18 protein-coding genes are annotated in these 20,836 nt (G+C 66.6%); 4 read left to right on the forward strand and 14 right to left on the reverse strand.

Features of this window, described 5'->3' with window-relative positions; all coding sequences use genetic code 11:
• The first annotated feature begins 5 nt into the window (after positions 1-5).
• Complete coding sequence (locus LH400_RS23425; RefSeq protein ID WP_229155881.1) at positions 6-725, forward strand: GntR family transcriptional regulator; 720 nt, start codon at positions 6-8, stop codon at positions 723-725.
• Between the two features lie 126 nt (positions 726-851).
• Here LH400_RS23425 and LH400_RS23430 read toward each other — a convergent pair whose 3' ends face one another.
• From LH400_RS23430 to LH400_RS23470, 9 genes are all read right to left on the reverse strand, one after another.
• Entirely contained in the window at positions 852-1,727 is an 876-nt protein-coding gene (locus tag LH400_RS23430) for an SRPBCC family protein (protein WP_229155882.1), read from the reverse strand.
• Positions 1,724-2,200 (reverse strand): SRPBCC family protein, encoded by a 477-nt coding sequence (locus LH400_RS23435; protein ID WP_229155883.1) that lies wholly within the window; start codon positions 2,198-2,200, stop codon positions 1,724-1,726. Before LH400_RS23435 ends, LH400_RS23430 begins: the two co-directional genes overlap by 4 nt.
• Complete coding sequence (locus LH400_RS23440) at positions 2,197-2,538, reverse strand: ArsR/SmtB family transcription factor (protein WP_229155884.1); 342 nt, start codon at positions 2,536-2,538, stop codon at positions 2,197-2,199. Before LH400_RS23440 ends, LH400_RS23435 begins: the two co-directional genes overlap by 4 nt.
• 187 nt (positions 2,539-2,725) lie before the next feature.
• Complete coding sequence (locus LH400_RS23445; RefSeq protein ID WP_229155885.1) at positions 2,726-3,754, reverse strand: ABC transporter ATP-binding protein; 1,029 nt, start codon at positions 3,752-3,754, stop codon at positions 2,726-2,728.
• Positions 3,751-4,743 (reverse strand): ABC transporter ATP-binding protein, encoded by a 993-nt coding sequence (locus LH400_RS23450; RefSeq protein ID WP_229155886.1) that lies wholly within the window; start codon positions 4,741-4,743, stop codon positions 3,751-3,753. The genes LH400_RS23445 and LH400_RS23450 overlap by 4 nt, the downstream gene beginning before the upstream one ends.
• Before the next feature lie 2 nt (positions 4,744-4,745).
• The gene (locus tag LH400_RS23455; RefSeq protein ID WP_229155887.1) at positions 4,746-5,636 is read right to left on the reverse strand and encodes an ABC transporter permease; all 891 of its coding nucleotides are present in this window, start codon (positions 5,634-5,636) and stop codon (positions 4,746-4,748) included.
• 31 nt (positions 5,637-5,667) lie between these two features.
• Entirely contained in the window at positions 5,668-6,606 is a 939-nt protein-coding gene (locus LH400_RS23460; protein ID WP_229155888.1) for an ABC transporter permease, read from the reverse strand.
• 49 nt (positions 6,607-6,655) lie between these two features.
• On the reverse strand, positions 6,656-8,245 hold the full coding sequence (locus tag LH400_RS23465; protein WP_229155889.1) for an ABC transporter substrate-binding protein: 1,590 nt from the start codon (positions 8,243-8,245) through the stop codon (positions 6,656-6,658).
• Positions 8,246-8,370: 125 nt separating this feature from the next.
• A complete protein-coding gene (locus tag LH400_RS23470; protein ID WP_229155890.1) occupies positions 8,371-10,419 on the reverse strand; it encodes a CocE/NonD family hydrolase in 2,049 nt (682 codons plus the stop codon).
• A gap of 121 nt (positions 10,420-10,540) precedes the next feature.
• Between LH400_RS23470 and LH400_RS23475 the strand changes: the two genes are divergently transcribed.
• Positions 10,541-11,347 carry a helix-turn-helix domain-containing protein gene (locus LH400_RS23475; RefSeq protein WP_229155891.1) on the forward strand — a complete coding sequence of 269 codons (807 nt, stop codon included), beginning with the start codon at positions 10,541-10,543 and terminating at the stop codon, positions 11,345-11,347.
• Between the two features lie 156 nt (positions 11,348-11,503).
• Here LH400_RS23475 and LH400_RS23480 read toward each other — a convergent pair whose 3' ends face one another.
• The 3 genes from LH400_RS23480 to LH400_RS23490 form a co-directional block, all read right to left on the reverse strand.
• The gene (locus tag LH400_RS23480; protein WP_229155892.1) at positions 11,504-13,003 is read right to left on the reverse strand and encodes a tripartite tricarboxylate transporter permease; all 1,500 of its coding nucleotides are present in this window, start codon (positions 13,001-13,003) and stop codon (positions 11,504-11,506) included.
• Positions 13,003-13,494, reverse strand: a complete 492-nt coding sequence (locus tag LH400_RS23485) for a tripartite tricarboxylate transporter TctB family protein (protein WP_229155893.1) — start codon at positions 13,492-13,494, stop codon at positions 13,003-13,005. Before LH400_RS23485 ends, LH400_RS23480 begins: the two co-directional genes overlap by 1 nt.
• 275 nt (positions 13,495-13,769) lie before the next feature.
• Positions 13,770-14,690 carry a Bug family tripartite tricarboxylate transporter substrate binding protein gene (locus LH400_RS23490; protein ID WP_229155894.1) on the reverse strand — a complete coding sequence of 307 codons (921 nt, stop codon included), beginning with the start codon at positions 14,688-14,690 and terminating at the stop codon, positions 13,770-13,772.
• Positions 14,691-15,284: 594 nt separating this feature from the next.
• Here LH400_RS23490 and araD point away from each other — a divergent pair.
• Positions 15,285-17,015 (forward strand): L-arabinonate dehydratase, encoded by a 1,731-nt coding sequence (araD, locus tag LH400_RS23495; RefSeq protein WP_229155895.1) that lies wholly within the window; start codon positions 15,285-15,287, stop codon positions 17,013-17,015.
• Positions 17,016-17,025: 10 nt separating this feature from the next.
• On the forward strand, positions 17,026-17,838 hold the full coding sequence (locus tag LH400_RS23500) for an HpcH/HpaI aldolase family protein (RefSeq protein ID WP_229155896.1): 813 nt from the start codon (positions 17,026-17,028) through the stop codon (positions 17,836-17,838).
• A gap of 29 nt (positions 17,839-17,867) precedes the next feature.
• Here the strand turns inward: LH400_RS23500 and LH400_RS23505 are convergent, their stop codons facing one another.
• Positions 17,868-18,902 carry a LacI family DNA-binding transcriptional regulator gene (locus tag LH400_RS23505; RefSeq protein WP_229155897.1) on the reverse strand — a complete coding sequence of 345 codons (1,035 nt, stop codon included), beginning with the start codon at positions 18,900-18,902 and terminating at the stop codon, positions 17,868-17,870.
• 213 nt (positions 18,903-19,115) lie between these two features.
• Entirely contained in the window at positions 19,116-20,810 is a 1,695-nt protein-coding gene (locus LH400_RS23510; protein WP_229155898.1) for an acyl-CoA dehydrogenase family protein, read from the reverse strand.
• Positions 20,811-20,836 lie beyond the last annotated feature (26 nt).

The raw sequence follows: 20,836 nt of genomic DNA on the forward strand, positions 1-20,836 counted from the left end.
GGAAGATGACGAACCGGAAGCACGGCAGCAAGGCTGGCAAGCGCACCGCGGATCGCGTCTACGAGGCCACGCGCCAGGGCATTTTGAGCGGCCTGATCAAGCCGGGCGAACGGATCACCGAAGAGCTTCTGGCCGAGCGCTTCGGCGCGAGCCGCACACCGGTCCGCTCGGCCCTGGTGCGCCTTGCCGGCGACGGGTTCGTCGAGATGACGCCGCGCTCTGGGACGATCGTGAAACAGCGCAGCGCGCGCGAGATCGGCGAGATCTACGACGTTCGCGCGTTGCTCGAGAGCGAGGCGGCGCGGCTTGCGAGCGAGCGCCGCGACGCGGCCGACCTCGCCCGGCTCAAGGCCGTGCAGGGCGAACTCGACGCGCTCGCGGCGAACGGGCAAGAGAGCGAGGCAAGGACCGAACAGCTGTCGATCCTCAATCGCGACTTCCATCAGGCGATCCTGTCGGCCTCACGCAATTCGACGCTGGCGGATTCGGCTATCCGGCTGATGGAGATCGGCTTCCTGATCAACAGCTATGCCAATTTCGGCCCCGAGGAGATCGAGCGGAGCCTTTCGGACCACCGCCGGCTTCTCGTCGCCATCGAAACCCGCGACGCGGCCTGGGCCGAGGCGATCATGCGCTCGCACATCCTGGGCGCCCGCAACTCTCTTTCCGAGGAGAGCGACGTCCTGCCGACTTCGTCGGCACAACGTCGTCGCAAGAGGGACTGAAGGCCTGGCCGGTTCGCGGCAAGAACGATGGCAACCAAGTCATTCGGTAGCCATTCCGGCGCCGAGCCCCGCCGTGTCGCTCCGTTTCGCCACACCCGTCTCGAGGCGCCGGGAAGACGCCGAGTTTCAGCGCGATGCGACGAAGCGGTCCAGCTTGCCGAGGGTTTGATGCCCCAGTTCGACCGCGCCGAAGCCCTTCGCCTCGCGGAACTGTTCAGCCGTGCTGAAGATCATGGCCAGCGTCACCCGCGTCGCCCCGCCCTGATCCTCGAACGAGGCCCAGGCATCGGCATGCTTGGGCCCGTCCTCGCCCCAATGCAGCGTGTAGCCGAACCGCTTCTCGGGCCGGACCTCGTTGTAGCGGTGATGGTTCGGGTAGACGGTGCCGTCGGCGGCGATCATGTCGAAGACCCATTCGCCGCCCGCCCGCAGGTCGATCCGTTTCGTCCGGCAGGAATAGCCCTCCGGTCCCCACCATTGCGGCAGCGCCTCCTCGTTCATCCATGCGCCCCACACCAGGGAGCGGGGCGCCTGGATCACCCGCTCCAGGACCATGGTGCGTTCGGCCACGGCCGCGAGATTGTCCAGCCCCGCGCCGAAGCCCTCCCGATAGCCTTGCGCCATGTCGCTCGCGAGCGAGGACAGTTGCACGGTCACGGCCAGGCGGCTGTGCTCGCCGGCGCCGACGATATCCGCGGTCACCAGCGCAGCCGATTGCCGCACGCCCTCGCGGGAGATCACCTCGTAGTTCACGCTGCGAGCCGGCGGCTGCATTTCCAGCCAGCCCGCTTCGCAGCGGATGTCGGGCTCGCCGGCTACCTTGCAGAGCGATACCTCGCGCCCGCCGATCCGGGGATCGGCCTCGAGGAACTCGACGGTTACCGCAGGCGTCGGCGCGGCCCAGATCGCCCGCGCGGCCGGGGCGGTCCAGGCTTGCCACAGGACCGACGGCGGCGCAGCCATCTCCCGCTCGAAGGTCAAGGTTGCGAAATTGCCGCTCATCGAACCAATCCCTTCGCATAGGCTTCGAGCTGCGTCGCGACCGTGCCCCATCCGCCATAAAAGCCCATGTCTTCATGGACCTTGCGCGTGTCCGGATTCCGGTGCCGGGCGATCGCCGTGTAGGTCGTGCCGCCGCGCGGCGCATCCGCCAGGAGCAGGATCGCGGTCATGAACGGATCGGGCGCGGGTTTCCAGCCTTCCGTATAGGCATCGGTGAAGACGAGCTTCTCGTTCTCCACCACCTCCAGATAGACCCCCTTATTGTCCATCACATTGCCCTCGACTTCGAAGGTCGTGTTGAACCGTCCGCCGACGCGGAGGTCGATCTCTACGCCGGTCACCCTGTGCGGGGCGGGAATGAAGAAGTGCGGGATGTGCTCCGGCTTCGTCCAGCACTCCCAGATCAGGTGCCGCGGCACCGCGAGCGTGCGGGTGAAACTCAGATCGGTGTTCGGATCGAGATCCGGGGTCATGTGTCACGTTCCTTCATCAGCTTCATCACATACGCATCCAGCCGATCGAGCCGGGCTTCCCAGATGGCACGCTGTTCGTCGAGCCAGGTGCGCATCGGATCGAACGCCTCGGGGACGATGGCGCAGGTGCGAACCCGCCCGTCCTTCGACGTGACGATCAGCCCCGCCTCCTCCAGCACGGACAGGTGCCGCATCACCGTAGGCAGCCGCAGCCCGGTGGGCTCGGCAAGATCCGTCACCCGCGCTGGCGCTTCGGCGAGCCGGGTCAGGATCGATCGGCGGGTCGGGTCTGCGAGCGCGTGGAAGAGCAGCGAGAGTTCGGGATCATGCTTAGTCATCTCGCTAACTATCGCGCCACCCGGCGACGATGCAAGCAAAAACTTTGTCGATAGGCTAAGTTTACGCCGGAAGCTGTCGGGATGGTTTCGGCGCGGCAGCAACGGCCGCTTTGCGCGGAGCGTGTTGGCGATTGCGGAGCGCTATCGGGAGATGCGAGCTGGGATGCCGCCGGTCGGCGTGCGGCCTCTACTCGCCGGACTGCCCTGTCCTTCCAGCACTCCGATCCTCATGCGGCGCGCGGGACAGCGGGAAGTGGCAGGTGAAGCTGTGTTCCCCGCCTTCCGTCGTGACCATTGGGCGGACGGTTCGGCAGATGTCGCGCACATGCGGACAGCGCGTGTGGAACTCGCAGCCGCTCGGCCGGTCCATCAGGCTGGGCACCTCGCCCGATATCTCGACCCTGTGCTTTGCCACATCGGGATCGGGATCCGGATTGGCTGACAGAAGCGCCTCCGTATAGGGATGGCGGGGCTGCCCGAAGACGGCCTGCGTCGGTCCCTGCTCCACGAAACGGCCGAGATACATCGTCGCCATGCGATCGGTGATGTGCCGCACGACGCTGAGATTGTGGGTGATCACGAGGATCGCGATCCCCAGCCGCTTCTGGAGATCCGCCAGGAGGTTGAGCACCTCCGCCTGCACCGAGACGTCGAGTCCGGCCGTCGGCTCGTCGGCGACGACCAGCTTCGGATCCAGCGCCAGCGCGCGGGCGACGCCGACGCGGCGGGCCTGTCCGCCGGAAAGCTGGTGCGGATAGCGCGAGCCGAAGTCCGGCGTCAGCCCCACCATGGTCAGGAGCCGTGCGGCCTCCTCGTCGAGGTCGCGACCGTCGCGGCCGTGAATCCTGAACGGCTCCGTGACGAGGGACTTCACCGTCAGCCTCGGCGAGAGCGAGCCGACCGGATCCTGCCACATCATCGCGATGCTTCGTCGGACTTCGGCAAGCGAGCGCGCATCGAGGCTGCGCAGGTCCCGCCCGTCGAAGCGCACGCTGCCCTCCGCGATGTCCTTGAGGCCGAGCAGCGCCCGCGCGATCGTCGACTTGCCCGAGCCGCTCTCCCCGACAAGGCCGAGCGTCTGCCCCGGCTCGATCGAGAAGGACACGTCGCAGACGGCGTCGATGAACGGATCGCCAATGCCCTTCACCTTGGCCTCGAAGCGGCCTGCGGTCCGGTAGCGCACGCGCATGTTGGCAACGTCAAGAAGCGGGCTCATGCCGTCCCTTCCGCCGTCTCGTCGAGAAGGTGGCAGCGCGCCCGGTGACCGGCGCCCGCGCCGGAATATTCCGGCGGCGCTTCCACCGCGCAGCGCGCGAAGGCCTTGGGGCACCGTTCGCGGAAGATGCAGCCATTGGGCGGGCGAACGAGGTTCGGCAGCGTCCCGGGGATGGTCGGCAGCTTGCGGGTCGGCGCCGTGATCCGGGCCGGATCGCATTCGAGAAGCGCTTGCGTATAGGGATGCGACGGCCTTCGGAAGATATCGCGCACCAGCCCGCGCTCCACGACCTCGCCGGCATACATCACCACAACCTCGTCGCAGAGTTCCGCAACGGTCCCGAGATGGTGCGAGACGAAGACGATCGCGCAGCCGAACTGCCGCTGCAGCTCCTTCAGGAGCTTGATGACCTGGACTTCCAGCGTCGCATCCAGCGCCGTCGTCGGCTCGTCGGCAATGAGCAGCGCGGGCTCCATCAGCAGCGCCATGCCGATGCAGATTCGCTGGCGCATGCCGCCGGAGAACTGGTGCGGGTAGGCCGAGAGACGGCTTTCGGCATCGGGAATGCCGACCGTCCGGAGCATATCGGAGGCCACACGCCGCTTTTCCGCGGCCGACCGTTTCTCCCGATACTGGATGTCGGTCATCTGGCGCCCGATCGTCACGACCGGGTTCAGCGAGGTCATCGGATCCTGGAAGACCATCGAGATCCGCCGTCCCCTGACCGCACGCATCTGACCCGCCGAAAGCCGCGCAAGATCCTGCCCCTCGAATTCGATGGCTCCCGAGACGATCTCGGCATTGGCGGCAAGCAGCCCGATGAGGCTGGAGGCGAGCGTCGATTTTCCGCAGCCGGACTCGCCGACGATCCCGACGATGCGGCCGGGCGACACCTCGAGATCGACGTTGCGCAGGGCGTGCAACCGGTTGCCGGCCGTGGAGAAGTCGATCGAAAGGTCGCGGACCGAGAGCAGCGTGTCGTCCGCCATGTTCAGGTGTCCTGCCTGAGCTTGGGGTCAAAGATGTCGCGCAACGCCTCGCCGAAGAAGGTGAAGCCGAGCGTGACGAGGACGATCGGGATCGAGCCGGCGATCACCGGCCAGGGCGAATTGCGGATGAAGGTGTAGCCGTCGTTCAGGATGGTTCCCCAGGACGCCATTGGCGGGCGCACGCCGAGACCGAGGAAGCTCAGCCCGGCCTCCGTGGCGATGACCAGAGGCACGTCCATGGAGGCGAGCACGACGAGCGGCCCCACGACGTTCGGCAGAATGTGCACGAACAGGATCCGCAGCGTGCCGGCACCCATCACGCGTTCGGCGTCGACATAGTCGGCATTGCGGAGCGCCTGCGTCTGGGTGCGCACGATGCGGGCATAGATCGGGATCGACGTGACCGAGACGACGAGCACGATGGTCGACAGGCCGGGTCCGACGAGTGTGACGACGGCAAGGCCGAAGACGATCGTCGGGAACGAGCGTACCGCGTCGAACAGGAGCACGAGGATGTTGTCGAGCCAGACGGGACCGAACCCGGCCGCCAGACCGAGCGCAAAGCCGATCGTCAGTGCGGCTGCGATGGTCGCGAAGGCGACGGTCAGCGCCACGCGGCCTCCCAGAAGCACCCGCGAGAGGAGATCCCGCCCGATCTGGTCTGTGCCGAGCCAGTGCGCCCACGACGGTGACCCGAGGCGCGGCCCGGTCATGATCTGCGTCGGCGAATAGGGCGCGATCCACGGAGCGAGGATCGCCGCCGCGATGAACAGGGCGACGAGGACGAAGCCGAGGAAGCCAAGCCTGTCGGCGGCAAGACGGCGCCATGCCCACCGCCATCGGCCCGCACGGACACTCGTGCGGGAGGAACCGGTCGTCGATGCGAGGCTCATGCGCCCAGCCCCTGCAGCGAATATGCGATCATCACAGCGCCTCGCGGATGCGCGGGTCGAGCCAGGCGTTGACGAGATCGGACACCAGCGTCGCCAGCACGATGACGATCGTCGTCACCAGGATGCAGCCGAGCACGATCGGATAGTTTCGCTCGTTCACCGCATTGACGATCAAGGCGCCGATGCCCGGACGCGAGAAGATGACTTCCGCGAAGACCGCCGCAGAGAACAGGTGCACGACGCCGGTGCCGATCAGCGTCACCGCCGGCAGGACGGCGATCTTCAGGGCATAGGAGAACACGATCTTGCTCTCGGTCAGTCCGAAGGCGCGCGCCATGCGGACGTGATTGGCGTCGAGGATCTCCAGCATCGAGGCTCGGACCACGCGCGCGACATAGCCGACCCAGGAAATGCCGATCGCAAGCGCGGGAAGGACAAGGTAGTGGGCCTGGCCCCAGAAGCCGGTCCCTGCCCCCACGGCCGGAAACCAGTGGAGACCGACCGCGAAGACGAGAAGTCCGTAGAGCGCCATCACGAAGGACGGCACCGAGATCGTCGACACCGAGAGGATGCCGGCCGACAGGTCGAGCCAGCTGCCGCGGCGGAGCGCCGAATAGCAGCCGATCACGATCCCGAGCGCCGCCGACCAGACGATCGACACGGCGATCAGGACCAGCGTGTAGGGCAATTGGCTCAAGACGATCGAGGCGACGCTGCGGCCGGTGAAGACGTCGACCCCCATGTCGCCCCGCAGGAGATTGCCGAAGAAGGTCAGCGTCTGCACGTAGAAGGGCCGGTCGAGCCCCATCGCTTCACGCGTTCGCTCGATGAGCTCCGGCGTCGCGCGGGGTCCGAGGAGCATCACCGTCGGGTCGCCCGGCACGAGGTGGAGCATCGTGTTGAGGAGCACGATGGCGATCACGACGATCGCCACCGACAGCGCCAGTCGACGCAGGATGAAGATCAGCACCGTTGAAAGCCCCTCACCGGTTCCTGCGCCATCGCGCCCTGCGCCGCCCTCAGCTCTTTGCCGGCTCGAAGCGGGTCAGAAGGGCGCGTCCATCGGGACGCACCGCCGCATCCACCGTGTTGCGATACATCAGCGGCGTCGCCTCGTGCGTCAGGAAGCGGTAGGCGCCGCTCTCCTCCATCAGATCCTGCATCTTCTCGTACATGGCCGCGCGCTTGGCGGGGTCCTGTTCCAGGAGCGCCTTCTTCTCGAGCTGGTCGAACTCTTCGTTGCGGAACCGCTCCCAGTTCCAGATGCCCGCCTGACCCGACACGAACCAGCTCGTGGCATAGAACGGGTCCGGCTGCATGGAGAACCGGTTGAGGATCAGCTGGACGTTCTTCCATCGCTGGCCCTCGCTCTCCATGCCGAGCGTGTTGAAGGACCCGCTGTCCTGCACGTTGATCTGCGTCTGGATCCCGATCTGGAGAAGCTGGGCCTGAATGATCTCCGCCATCGTCTTCCACTTCGATTCGCTCGAAATGTCGATGGTCAGAGGTTCGGACGGCGGACCGCCCGCCTTCTCCAGATACTCCCGCGCCTTGTCGAGATCCCCCTCGATCGGCACGAGCGTGTTCTCGCGGTGGCCGACCAGGCCCGGCGCGATGATGCCGGTCGAGGGCTCGGCTCCCCCGAAATAGGCCGCTTCGACCACCTGCTCGACATTGACGGCGTACTGGATCGCCTTGCGCAGGTTGATATCGGACAGGGCGGAATTGTCGATGTTCATGCCGAGCCAGACATAGCTCAGCGCCGGATAGACCGCGATCGTCGTATTTGCCGGAGGCGAGGCCTGATAATTCGCGAGGGAAGCGAGGCTGATCCAGGTGAAGTCGATATCGCCCGCCTCATAGGCCAGTTCGGCGCTCTTCTCGTCCGCGATCGGCAGGATCATGATCTCGTCATAGCCCGGCGCCTCGCCGGTCCAGGCCGGATTGCGCTTCAGCCGGATGTGCTGGTTCGGCACCCATTCGTCGAGCATATATGGACCGGAGAAGGCCGGTGGGTTCATCTTGAAGTCGCCGCCGCCCGTGGCCTGCATGACCGCCTTCTTGGAGACGATGTGCCCGACGCCGAAGGGGAAGGTGACGAGCCAGACCGGCTCGAACGGCTCGCGGAAATTGATCACGCCGGTGTACTTGCCGGTGACCTCGACCCCTTCGAGCGGACCCCAGTCGCTCTTGACCGGGGAATCGTGCTCGAGCGCCCGTTCGAAGGAGAACTTCACGTCCTCGGCGGTCATCTCGCCGAAATCGCCGCTGAACATGATGCCGGGCTTCAGCTTGAAGCGGATATGATTGGCGTCGACCGCTTCGAGTTCCTCGGCGGCATCGAGCTCGGTCTCCCACTCGCGGCCCGGCTTGTAGCGCGTCAGCTTCGAGTAGAGGCAGTTCATCACGTCGACATTGTAGGGGTTCTGGTAGAAACCGGGATCCAGCTCGTCGATATCGGCGTAGTTGCGGACCTTCAGCACCTTGCCGGACTGCGCCCAGACGGTGCGGGTGATCGAAGTGGTCGCCGCCACCAGGCCGGCGACCGCCGATCCGCGCAGAAACGTCCGTCGATCGAGGGGCAGGAAGGGCTTTCCGTGGCTTTGCATGTCGCGGCTCCTGTGATCAGTAAAATGTCAATCGGCGGTCGTGCCTCGATAAGAGGCGACGTCGGCTGCGCTATCAATTTCGCAGCATGAAATTCATGAACCCAATGGTGCGTCATATTGCGAAGTCAGACGAGGTCGCGCTCCACCCGCGTCGACCATTCCTGGGTTCGGACCGGCTCCTCGCCTTCCCATGCCTCGAGTTTCGCCTCGATGACGAAATGCTCTTCCGTCGACGTGACCTTCATCCAGGTCCGCGACCGAACCGACCAGTCGCCCCGCTGCATGGCACAGGTCCGCAGCGTCTCCCCCATGACCGACCGGTAGTCGTTTCCGGAGAAGCCATAGGTCTCTTCGGCACGCTGCGTGACCGTCAGATCGTTGCCGATGATCCTGGCTGTGCCATCGTCCTCGACGATCTCGACGCGGGTTGCGCCCTCGGCCAGATCCTCGATGACGCGCCAACTCGAAGTCGGCTCGGCGATCCACTCCACGGCCAGCGGCTCCGCACCTTCGGGTTCGCCGAAATCGGGAAGACCGAAATCCTGCGCACCGCAATCGCGGACGGGAAGGTCCAGGCTCGATTTTGCGGGATCGACGGTGAGCCGCACGGGCTCGGGCGCCGGCCAGGCCAGCGGGAAATAAGTCGTCGAGATCGAAAGCCGCAGGCGATGCCCGGGACGGAAGCTCTGGGCGACCGGCTTGAAGGGGATGCGGACGAGATAGCTCCGCCCCGGCTCCAGGGACTCAGGCGCGTCGTGGCCGTTGCGATGGGTCAGGTTGAAAAGCCCGTATGACACGCGGGTCGCCGATCCGTCCGGCGCGACGTCGGAAAGCCTCACGGCGACGATGGCAACGGGACGGTCGCTCCTGAACGACAGGTCCAACGCGGCGTCGCCCGCGATCTCCAGCGCGTCGCCCAGCGGCGCCGTCTCGAAGACGAGACTTCCGGAATCGTCTTCCCGCTGATCGACGGGCTGGTCGCCCGGCACCGCGTAGGAGCACCACTTGCCGCCACCGAGACCGACGCGAAGCGGTGAGGAGACATCCAGGCCGCCTTCATGCGCGTTGGCCGCTTCGGAATTTCTTGCCTCGTCGGCTTCTAGCCGGAGCCGCCCGTCCTGCGTCAGACGGAACGGCGTCCGCGCGACGTTCGGGGAGGGCCAGGAGGGCTCGGCGATCCAGCGCCCTGCCCGCTCGCGATAGCTGCCGGCCGGTGCCGCGTGATCCTGCATGAACAGGCGCAGCGGCGGCTCGTCCATGATGCCGGTCTCGCGCCTCTTCAGCCACTGGTCCCACCAGCGCAGCTCTTCCTGCAGGAATCCGATCGCCGGTCCGGGAACGCCGAGATTGGGATATTTGTGCGCCCAGGGTCCGATCAGCCCCTTGGTCGGTCCAGACAGGTTCTCGAGCAGCCTGAACACCGAACGGCAATAGCCGTCGGCCCAGCCGCTGACCGCGTAGACCGGGACCTTGACCGCCGCGTAGTCCTCGCAGATCGACCCGTGCTGCCAGAAGGCGTCGCGCCGCTGGTGCCGGAGCCAGGTCTCCAGCCACAATCCGCTCTCGTCGAGGCGGCGCAGCCAGTCCTTCCGCCAGCGCTCACCGACATTGCGGGGATCTGGCGGCAGCGTATTGCCCGCGAACATCACCGAGGCCCAGGAAATCTGGTCGATCAGGAAGGTCCCGCCCATGTAGTGGATGTCGTCGGCATAGCGGTCGTCGGTGGAGCAGCAGGTGATGACGGCCTTCAGCGCCGGCGGCTGCATGGCGGCGATCTGCAGCCCGTTGAAGCCACCCCAGGATATCCCGATCATGCCGATATTACCGTCGCACCAGGGCTGCGAGGCGATCCAGGCGATGGCATCGCAGCCATCGTCGAGTTCCTGCTGCGTGTACTCGTCGAGCATCACGCCCTCGGAATCGCCGGTTCCGCGAAGGTCTAGCCGGACATAGGCATAGCCGTGACCCGCGACGTAGCGGGCGCTCACCATGTCCCGCGCAAGCGTCCCGTCGTTCTTGCGATAGGGAATGTATTCGAGAATGGCCGGCACCGGCTCCGCATCCGCATTGTCAGGCAGCCACATCCGGGCGGCCAGGCGGCAGCCGTCGGGCATCACGATCTCGAAATGCTCGACCTCGCGGACGGCAAAGGGGAATTCGGTGACGGTTTTCATGGGATGCAGTCCTTGAGCCGCTGGCGGTTGCTGACTGCTAGAGACCCGATCGCCGGGCACCGTTCAATTTCGCATCCCTTATCGACTTGACCCGGAAACTGCGTCAGGTAGCGTTAGCGGCATGTCAGCCGCAGCACCCATTCCGACCAATCTCGCCTATGCCTGCAGCCTTTATCCCTCCGTCGCCCATGTCTGTCGGCGCATCGACGTCAATCGCCAGCAATTCAACAAATACCTCGCCGGGCAGGTGCGGCCGTCGCGGCACAACATGCGCAAGATCTGCGACTTCTTCGGCGTGACGGAGTCGGAGCTTCTCTACGAGCCGCCGCGGTTTGCCGAGCTTTTCTCGCTGCGCAGGGGTTCGACCCTGGAACAGACGGCCGGCCGGCCCCTGAGACTGGTCGAGACCCTGTTCCGCGAATCCGGCAGCCTGCAGCGCTATCTCGGCTGCTACTACCGGTATTTCTTCGCGTTCAGCCATCCCGGCAAGATCATCAAGTCCTTCGCCACCCTGAGTTCCGAGAACGACAATTTCTTCTGGAAGAACCTCGAGATCATCGACGAGGGACGCGGCGGGCGCACGATCTCGAAATACGAGGGAGCCGCCTTCCTGCTCGGCGAGCGCCTCCACATCATCGAGCACGAGACCTTCATGGCAAGCTCGATCACCCAGTTGCTGCTCTATCCGAGCTATCAGACGCGCATCGACTATCTCGTCGGCGTGCAGACGGGCGGCCCGACCAAGCGCGGCCGCAAGCCGGCGGCATCGCTGGTGCTGCTAGAATATCTCGGGGCGCAGGTGGACTATCGCCGTGCCCTCAGACAGGTCGGCATGTTCGATGCGAGCGACGTCGACCCGCAGATCCGTGCCATGATCAGCACCAACGCGTCGCAGACGCCGGGCATCCTGGAAGCCGACCAGATCTGAAGCGCTGGCTCCCGGCGCGTTGCCGCCTCGAAAGACTGCCGGACGGGGCGTAGGTCGATCACGCCCATCGCCTCATTGTCGGCTTCATCGCGACGATTTGCCGGATAGTCGACGCGGCGTGGCGAGTGCTCCGGCGGGCTCATCGTCCCTCGCCTGTCAGGTGTCGGCTGCCTCAGGCCGTGCCCTCAGCCCCGCGACGATACCTCTGGCCGCGTTGGCGACGAAGAGCAGGGCAATGACCGCGAAGATCGTCGCCGAGATCCAACTCGCGGTGGGAAACTGCAATATGTCGCCGTCGTTCAGGAGCAGGCCCCGCCTCAGGTTCTGCTCGAACTGCGGCCCCAGAACCAGCCCGATGACGAAGGGCGCGAGCGGGAAGCCGCCGAGCCGCAGGCCGTAGCCTACCACTCCGAAGAGCATCGCCACGACCCCGTCCAGCGCATTGCCGCGGACGGTGACCGCACCGATGAGCGAGAAGACGACGACGCCGACCATGATGATCGGCTCCGGGATCGACAGGATCTTGCCGAAGGCCCGCACGATTGGGAAGGCGACGATCAGCATCACGATGTTGACGATGATCAGGACGACGAAGATCGCGTTGACGACGTCGAGATGCTCGCTCATCAGCCGGACGCCCGGCGTGATGCCGTGGACGACCATGGCCGAGAGAAGGATGGCGGTCACGACGTCGCCCGGAATGCCGAGGGCGAGCGTCGGGATCATCGCGCTGCCGGTCACCGCGTTGTTGGCCGATTCCGCGGCGATCAGCCCGTCCGGCTCGCCCTTGCCGAATTCGTCCCGGCGCGGCGAGGCCTGTTTCGCGGAGGCGTAGCTGATGAAGGCGGCGGTGGCGGCGCCCGTTCCCGGCAGGGCTCCGATCAGGCAGCCGATGAAGGAACTGCGCAGGAGATTGACGATCCGCCCCCGCCAGGCCGCCAGAGGCGGGATGACGAGGCGCGCATTGGCGACGACCGGCGCGCCGCCGTGACGCGACGCCAGGCGCAGGAACGCTTCGGACAATGCGAACAGCCCGATGACGACGGAAATCAGGTCGAGACCGGCGGTCAGGAACTCGATGTCGAAGGTGAACCGGGCCGCGCCCGTGACGGGATCCGTGCCGATCAACGAGATGAACAGGCCGGCCGCGCCCATGGCGAGGCCCTTGATCATGCTGCCGCGCGAGACGGCGGCGATGCAGGTCAGCGCGAGCAGGATCAGCGCGAAGATCTCCACCGAGCCGAAGCGCGTGGCGAAACGCGCGAGCTGCGGGGCGGCGAGGATCAGGACGACGCAGGAGATCAGGCCACCGATGACCGAGGACACCGTCGCCCAGCCGAGCGCCATCCCCGCCTCGCCGCGCTGCGCCATCGGATAGCCGTCGAGCATGGTGGCGGCCGATTGCGGCGTGCCCGGCGAATTGATGAGGATTGCCGAGATCGAGCCGCCATAGACCGAGCCGCAATAGACCCCGAGAAGCAGCGCCAGGCTCGGAACCGTGTCCATCCCGAAGGTGAAGGGCAGGCAGATCGACAACCCCACGACCGAGCCGAGGCCGGGCAGCGCTCCGATGACGACGCCGAGCGTCGTGCCGACGAGGATGGCAAGAAGGGTCGCCGGCGAGAGGGCCTCGGCGAGAAAGGCGAAGTCGATCATCACAAGAGACCACCCGGCAGAAGGCTGGGAAGACGGATCTCGAGCACGTGCTGGAACAGGAACCAGAGCCCGGGCCCGAGAACGAGGAAGGACAGAAGGAAGGCGAACGGGCTGCGCGTGCCCGTCGCGTAGAGGAGAAGCGGCAGCACGACGAGGACGGGCACGAGATAGCCCGCAAAGACAATTGCGACCGCAAGCAGCAGCGCCAGCGCCATGACGCCAAGCACGCCCGATTGCGCGGTCTCGCCGGCCACGCCGCCATCGGCCACTTCCGCCCTGCCCCGGCCGGCGAACAGCTGCCGCACCAGATCCGCGAGGCCGAGCCCCACCCAGGCGAAGAGGAGGATGCGCGGCAGCGCGTCCGGCGTGTCGCCCGCCGCCAGATTCCCGCTGCCTGCGCCACCCCCGGCAAAGGCGGCCACCAGGAAGACGACGCCGACGAGGGTGAAGCCTGCGGAGATCAGGAAACGGCTTGAGCGGACATGCGTCACGGGAAACGCTCCGATGCGCCGGCGACCCGCATGCGGATCAGCCGTTCTTCGTTTGCTGTGGGAAGAAGGCCGCCCGACCCGCAATGCAGGTCGGACGGCCGGAGGTCGTCGCTCGCGCGTGATCCGAACCGACCAAGGCCGCGTTCGGCGCCTCGGCCGACAGAGGCATGGGATGCGTCGCCCTGCCCCATGCCTCTGTCAGAGCCATCAGGAGGCCCTGACGGTGGTCCGGCTCCCGAAGCGGCCCGGAGAAGCCCCGAGCAGAACGCGGCCGTTCACTTGACGAGACCGGCGTCCTTCAGGATTTCGCGGTTCTGCTCCGCGTTCTTCTTGACGAAGGCTGCGAACTCTTCGGGACCACGATACATGACGCCCGTATTGGTCTTCTCGGCCAGTTCCTTGAAGCGATCCGCATCGAGCGCCTTCTGGCAGGCATCGGAGAAGGCGGCCAGCTTCTCCTGCGGCAGGCCCTTGGGCGCCACCAGACCCTGCCAGACGGAGAAGTCGAGGTCGTAGCCGAGTTCGGCCATGGTCGGAATGTCCGGATAGGCTTCCAGGCGCTTCGGCGCAAAGACCGCGAGCGCCTTGACGTCGTTGTTTTCCAGGACCGTCGCCGTGTCGACGAACAGATCGATCTCGCCGCCGGCCATGGCGTTCATCGCCGGACCGGTCCCCTTGAAGGGAAGGTGCACGGCGTTGAGCCCTGCGCCGGAGGCGAAGGCGGCCATGGCGAGATGAGGGATCGTGCCCGGGCCCGACGAGCCGTAGACGATCCGGCCATCCTTGCCGCGATCGACGAAATCCTGAACGGACGAAAGCTCGGAATCCTTCTTGGCGAGCAGGAAGACCGGAGTCGAAGTGGTCTGGCAGATATAGGCGAAGTCGTCCGGCTTGTAGGACGTGTCGCGCAGCGAGGGCTGGATCGCCAGGGGGCCGATCGGCAGATAGCCCACCGTCGAGCCGTCCGCCGCGGCATCGGCGACCGCCGCCGCGCCGATCGTGCCGCTGGCGCCGTCGATGTTGCGGATGACCACCGTCTGGCCGAGCGCTTCGGAAAAGCCGGGCTCGAACACCCGCGCCACCGTATCGGTGCCGCCACCGGCACTGAACGGAACGACCATTTCAACTGTCTGGGCATAGGCGGCTCCGCAGAACGCCGTCATGGCGAGCGCAAGTGCGATCGACCTTGTCTTCATCGTTTCCTCCCAAATTCGTCCTGTCTCGCCGCCAGGCAGCGATGTCGAGGCGCAGGATCGTCTCCCTTGACCCGAAGTCACTAGAACAGATCGTAGCGATGCGATCAACCTTGCGCATTCTCGCTTCCTCGGAGCGCGGCGCCTCATGAGACGACGCAAGCTACAGACAGGCCGGCCAGAGAAAACCGTCAATGCAGTGCTCCCTTGACCTCTCATGGCGAGTTTGCAGCGTCCCGCACCAGAAAGAGTCTTTGACACGAAAAAATCGCAGCGGTACGAAACTAGACACTTGGCCGGGAGATTTTCCCATCAGCCTGGGAGGAGCAACCGATGTCGAGAGGCGCCCTGCCGCAACCGCCGATTGGATGGCGACGATGAACCGCCGAACCATCGGTGCGGACGCATTCGGCAAGGCAGCGCGCACGGCGCCGACCGCAACGTCCGGGTTCGGTGCTCTATGTTCGCAGGGTGGTGACGGCGCTTCCGAGGGCGGACTTCACCCGGACCCGACTGCATGAGCCGCTGCCGGACGGCAGCGAGGCAAGGCGGCAGGCGGCCGAACAGCAAGAATTCCAGACAGAAGACGATCCGCACATGACCAGACCTCTCTCCGATCTTCGCAGCCAGAGATGGTTCGCCTCGGCCGACATTCGCGGCTTCGCCCACCGCCAGAGGACCCAGCAGATGGGGCTGAGGCGCGAGGAGTTCATGGGCAAGCCGGTGATCGGGATCATCAACACCTGGAGCGAAATGAGCCCGTGCCACGCCCATCTGCGCGACCGCGCCGAGGCGGTGAAGCGCGGCGTCTGGCAGGCCGGCGGCTATCCCGTGGAACTGCCGGCGCTCTCGGTCGGCGAGGTGATGGTGAAGCCGACGACGATGCTCTATCGCAACTTCCTGGCGATGGAGGCGGAGGAGATCCTGCGCTCCCACCCGATCGATGGCTGCGTGCTGCTCGGCGGCTGCGACAAGTCGACCCCCGCCCTTCTCATGGGCGCGATCTCGATGAACCTGCCGGCGATCTTCTGTCCGGCCGGCCCGATGTCCAACGGGCAATGGCGGGGAACCAAGACCGGCGCCGGCACCCACACCAAGACCTATTTCGACAAGCTGCGCCGCGGCGAGATCACCGAAAAGGACTGGGTCGACCTCGAAAGCCGGATGACCCGTTCGGCGGGCACCTGCAACACCATGGGCACGGCCTCCACGATGACCTCGATCGTCGATGCGATGGGCCTGACGCTGACCGGCGCATCCTCGATTCCGGCGGTCGATTCGGGTCACCCCCGCATGGCCTCGCTATGCGGGGAGCGTATCGTCGCCATGGTCTGGGAGGATTTGAAGCCGCGCGACATCCTCACCCGCGAGAGCTTCATGAACGGGCTGACCGCCTATATGGCGCTCGGCGGCTCGACCAATGCGGCGATCCATTTGATCGCGCTCGCGGGCCGGGCGGGCATCGTGCTCGGCCTCGAAGACATGGCCGAAATGTCGGCGCGGATCCCGGTGCTCGCCAATCTCTTCCCGGCCGGCACCCATCTGATGGAGGACTTCCACTTCGCCGGCGGCCTGCCCGCGCTTCTCTCCAAGCTCTCGGACCATCTCCATCTCGACGCGCGGACCGTCGAGAACCGGACGCTCGGAGAGGCGATCGCCGGCGCAGAATGCTATGACGACGACGTCATCCGCGGCCTCGACAACCCTGCGGTGCCGCTGTCGAAGGGCCGCACGCTGGCCCTCCTGAAGGGCAATCTCGCGCCGAACGGCGCGGTCATGAAATCGTCGGCCGCCGATCCGAAGTTCTTCCAGCACGAAGGACCGGCGCTCGTCTTCGACGATCCCGGCACGATGATGCGGGTGCTCGACGATCCCGAGCTCGACATCACCGAGGACACCGTGCTCGTCCTGCGCAATGCCGGGCCGATCGGCGCGCCGGGCATGCCGGAATGGGGCAATCTCCCGATCCCGAAGGCGCTCCTGAAACGCGGCGTCAAGGACATCGTGCGGATCTGCGACGGACGCATGAGCGGGACCCACTACGGCACCTGCATCCTGCACGTCTCGCCGGAATCGGCAGTCGGCGGCCCGCTGGCGCTGCTTCGCACCGGCGACACGATCGTCCTCGATGTGGAGGCGGGTCGTCTCGACATGCGGGTCGGCGAAGACGAACTCGAACGGCGCCGCGCGGCGCTCGAGCCGCCCAAGCCGCTCTACGAGACCTCCTTCGCAGCGCTCTATCAGCGCCATGTCAGCCAGGCCCACCAGGGCTGCGACTTCGACTTCCTCTCCGGCGTGCGGAACCTGCCGGAACCCGCAATCTACTGAAGGCACGCTCATGACCTTTGACGCTTCCAACCGCTTCCGCCGCATGCTCACCGAAGAGCGCCGGATGCCGCCGCTCGGAACCTGGCTGATGTCGGCCGCGCCGGGGCCCTCCGAGGCGATCGGTCATTGCGGCTTCGACTTCGTCGTCGTCGATATGGAGCATGTTCCGGTCGAGGTGGCGCAGCTGCCCGATATCCTGAGGGCCGTGGGCTGCACGCCGGCCGAACCCGTCGTGCGCCTCGCCTGGAACGATGCGGTGATGATCAAGAAGGCGCTCGACGCCGGCGCCCAGACGATCATGCTTCCCTTCGTGGAGACCGCGGAGGATGCCGCCCGCGCCGTCGCGTCGGCCAAATATCCGCCGGAGGGCGTGCGAGGTGTTGCCGCCATTCACCGCGCCTCGCGCTATGGCGCCCTGCCCGACTATCTGCGCCGGGCGAATGCGGAGACGATGGTCATCGTCCAGCTGGAAACGCCCGAAGCGGTGGCGCGCCTGAAGGAGATCGCGTCGGTCCCCGGCGTCGATGCGCTGTTCGTCGGACCGGGCGACCTTTCGGCCGCGATGGGACATATCGGCGACATCGGCCATGACGAGGTGCAGGCGCTCCTGCAGCACGCCGCGCGCGAGGCCCGGGACGCCGGCATCCCGATCGGGATCGTCGGGCCGAACCCGGCGATGGTCCGCCGGTTCCTCGACTATGGCTACAGCTTCTCCGCCATGGCCTCGGACATCGCCATGATGACCGGACGAGCCCGCGACTGGCTCGGCGAATTGCGCGGACAGCCGAGCGGGAAGACGGAGAAGGTCGTGTCGGCCTACTGACCGCGCCAGTTCCAGAGAGCCCGCGCCGCTCAGGCGCTGCCGCGCTCGATGACGACGAAACCCGTGTTGACGAAAGGGCTCTGAGGGCGCCCCTTGCCTGCCAGGATGCCGGAAACCAGCCGGGCGATCTCCTCGCCGATCACGTCGCCGAAGGGCCGGATCGTGGTCAGCGAGGGATTGCTGAAGGCGGTGAATTCGAGGTCGCCGAAGCCGACGATCGCAAGTCGCTCCGGCACGGTGATCGCGCGCCGCGCGCACTCGAAGAGAAGACCCAGCGCCAGCGTATCGTTCGACGTGGCGACACCGTCGATGCCGGGATCCTCGGACAGGGCCTTGGCGAGCAGCGTCGCTGCCGCCTCGGTGCTCGCCGGCCTGATGTGATGGACGATCTCCGCTTGTATGCCCGCTTCCGCCGCCTCGGCCGCGAAGCCTTCCGCCCGCTGCATCGCCCTTCGATCCTCGTGCATGCGCGCGCCGAGAAAGGCGAGGCGGCGGCGGCCCTTGCGGATGAGATGATGCGCAGCGGCACGGCCCGCCTGATCATGCGAAAAACCGACGGCGAGATCGACGGGATCGTCGCCCAGTTCCCACATTTCCACGACCGGGCAGTCGGCGTGCTTCAGGAGATTGCGCGTCTGCGGCGAATGATGGAGCCCGGTCAGGATCAGCGCCGAGGGCGACCATGAGAGATAGGCCCGCACGAGCGCCAGTTCCGCCTCCTCGTCATAATCGGTGTTGCCGAACATGATCTGGAACCCGTCATCCCACAGGATCGCCTGCAGCGCGGAGACGGTCTCGGCAAAGAAGGCGTTGCGCATCGACGGAACGATGACGCCGACGACGCGCGAACGGGCCGCCGCCAGACCGCCGGCCATGAGATTGGGGACGTAGCCGAGACGCTCGATGGCGGCCTCGATCGCCGCGCCCGTCTTCTTGGCAACGGCGCCCGGTTGCCTCAGGAAGAGCGAGACGGTCGACGGCGAGACATCGGCGGCCTTCGCGACGTCGCTCATCTTGATCGCCTGACTGGTGCGGCGCGTCCGCCGCGGCACTGCCTCGTCCAAGCCCGCTCCTTGATCCCCGTGGAAGGCCTACCCTTACCCCGGTAAAGCACGGGTTCAAATGGGGTTCTTCCGGCGGCGTGCGCCGCTACGCCGGCTCGCGCCCAGACAGATCGCCCGGACTCGCATTCGTCGCGGGGCGGAACAATCGGGCGACCGTCTCTCGGGCGTGAGAGAGGAAGGCAATCGCGTTAATCCGAGCGGCACGGCCTCGATCTATCGGCCGTCGGAGAAACGCCGGTCGATCTCATCCGCCGTCAGCCGGCAGCGCGCCGCCATCAAGGCCATCTCCTCCTCGATCGCATGCAGCCGAAACCGTCCGATAGCAGCGAACGCGGCCGTCTGAGCATCGGCCAGGACGAGCCGGAGCGCCATCATCGCCGAGACCGCGATCCAGGCGGCGCGCATGTAGCTGTCGGCGATCGCCTCGCCGGTCCGCGGCGTCGCAGCGAGGTCCGCCACCTCTCGCGACAGTGCCGCGAAGGCGTCGAGCGTCCGCAGAGCACATGCAGCCTCGGTGATCGCGGCCCGCCCCGCTTCCTCGCGGGCACGCTTCAGAAAGACCGAAAGGCCCCGCCCCTCCTCGCGCCACAGCCGGCGGACGAGAAAGTCGAGCGCCTGCATTCCGGTCGTGCCCTCGTAGACCGCGAGCACACGCGCATCGCGCAGCGCCTGCTCGACCGGAAATTCGCGCGTGTAGCCGGCGCCGCCGAGCACCTGGATCGCGGCGCTGGAGACGGAGAAGCCGGCTTCGGCACCGAAGGTCTTGACCATCGGCATAAGCCAGGCGGCGAAGGCCGCGTTCTCTGCGCGCGCCGTCTCGTCCGCCTCGATGCGGGCGAGATCCATCTCCGCGCCGAGTTCCAGCACCGCGGCCATCAGGATTTGGGTCTCGGCCTCCATCGCGAGGATCTGCCGGCGCACATCGGCATGGTCGAGGATCGGCGCCGGTTCGAGGTCCGGCGCGCCGCCCTGCCGACGCTCCTCGGCATAGCGGCTGGCGACGTCGAGGCTGCCCATGGCGATGCCGGCGCCTTGGCAGCCGGTGAGGAGGCGCATGCGCTCGATCATCGTGAAGAGCTGCGGCAGACCGCGCCCTTCCTCTCCGAGCAGCGTCGCTTCGCTGCCGTCGAAGCCGAGCACGCAGGTCGGCGAGCCGTGCAGGCCGAGCTTCTCCTCGATCCGCTGCAGCACGACCCCGTTGGCGGTTCCGTCCGCCCGCCGGTCGGGGACCAGGAACAGGCTGAGGCCGCGCGTTCCCGGCGCGTCGCTGGTGCGGGCGAGGAGGCAATGGCCGATGCGGCTGGCCATGTCGTGATCGCCGAAGGAGATCCAGCACTTGTCGCCGTCGATCCGCCAGACCCGCCCCTCGCGGCGTGCGCGGGTGCGAATGCGCCCGACATCGGAGCCGGCTCCCGGCTCGGAAATGCAGATCGTCGCCGCCCATTCGCCTGCGACAAGGCGGAGCACCCAATCCTGTGCGATGGCCGGATCGGCCGTCTCGGCGATGAGATGGGCGGCGGCGCGGCTGGCCCCTGCCGCCATCATGAAGGCCGGACAGGCGCGCTCGAACAGCGGCTCCACCGCCGCCTGAAGCGCGATCGGCAGATCCTGTCCACCGAAGGATGCGGGAATGTCCAGCCCGAGCCAGCCGTCTGCGGCGAAGCGGCGATAGGCCTCGGTAAAGCCGGGCGGCGTCACCACCCGCCCCTGTTCGATCCGGCATCCCGTTCGGTCGGCCGGAGGATTGAGCGGCGCGACCAGCCGCTCGGCGGTCCTGGCCGCCTCGCCGATCACTGCGGCGACCGTCTCGGAGTCGAGATCGGGCAGAAGGGCGAGGACGCGGGTCCAACCGGGCGTGGCCTCAAGAAGCCGGACGGTGTCCCCCGCCTGGTCGAGAAAACCCGCCATGACCTATCTCGGCTGCCGGCGGATGG

Origin of the sequence: Jiella soli (assembly GCF_020615385.1) — a bacterium.
GTDB lineage: Bacteria > Pseudomonadota > Alphaproteobacteria > Rhizobiales > Rhizobiaceae > VKMB-3413.

What these genes read in the sequence shown, in the direction of transcription:
- LH400_RS23475 (WP_229155891.1), top strand. Translation starts at nt 10,541, where the DNA reads ATGTCAGCCGCAGCACCCATTCCGACCAATCTCGCCTATGCCTGCAGC.
- araD (WP_229155895.1), top strand. Translation starts at nt 15,285, where the DNA reads ATGACCAGACCTCTCTCCGATCTTCGCAGCCAGAGATGGTTCGCCTCG.
- LH400_RS23480 (WP_229155892.1), bottom strand. Translation starts at nt 13,003, where the DNA reads ATGATCGACTTCGCCTTTCTCGCCGAGGCCCTCTCGCCGGCGACCCTT.
- LH400_RS23450 (WP_229155886.1), bottom strand. Translation starts at nt 4,743, where the DNA reads ATGGCGGACGACACGCTGCTCTCGGTCCGCGACCTTTCGATCGACTTC.
- LH400_RS23465 (WP_229155889.1), bottom strand. Translation starts at nt 8,245, where the DNA reads ATGCAAAGCCACGGAAAGCCCTTCCTGCCCCTCGATCGACGGACGTTT.
- LH400_RS23440 (WP_229155884.1), bottom strand. Translation starts at nt 2,538, where the DNA reads ATGACTAAGCATGATCCCGAACTCTCGCTGCTCTTCCACGCGCTCGCA.
- LH400_RS23455 (WP_229155887.1), bottom strand. Translation starts at nt 5,636, where the DNA reads ATGAGCCTCGCATCGACGACCGGTTCCTCCCGCACGAGTGTCCGTGCG.
- LH400_RS23435 (WP_229155883.1), bottom strand. Translation starts at nt 2,200, where the DNA reads ATGACCCCGGATCTCGATCCGAACACCGATCTGAGTTTCACCCGCACG.
- LH400_RS23490 (WP_229155894.1), bottom strand. Translation starts at nt 14,690, where the DNA reads ATGAAGACAAGGTCGATCGCACTTGCGCTCGCCATGACGGCGTTCTGC.
- LH400_RS23470 (WP_229155890.1), bottom strand. Translation starts at nt 10,419, where the DNA reads ATGAAAACCGTCACCGAATTCCCCTTTGCCGTCCGCGAGGTCGAGCAT.
- LH400_RS23510 (WP_229155898.1), bottom strand. Translation starts at nt 20,810, where the DNA reads ATGGCGGGTTTTCTCGACCAGGCGGGGGACACCGTCCGGCTTCTTGAG.
- LH400_RS23425 (WP_229155881.1), top strand. Translation starts at nt 6, where the DNA reads ATGACGAACCGGAAGCACGGCAGCAAGGCTGGCAAGCGCACCGCGGAT.
- LH400_RS23500 (WP_229155896.1), top strand. Translation starts at nt 17,026, where the DNA reads ATGACCTTTGACGCTTCCAACCGCTTCCGCCGCATGCTCACCGAAGAG.
- LH400_RS23445 (WP_229155885.1), bottom strand. Translation starts at nt 3,754, where the DNA reads ATGAGCCCGCTTCTTGACGTTGCCAACATGCGCGTGCGCTACCGGACC.
- LH400_RS23430 (WP_229155882.1), bottom strand. Translation starts at nt 1,727, where the DNA reads ATGAGCGGCAATTTCGCAACCTTGACCTTCGAGCGGGAGATGGCTGCG.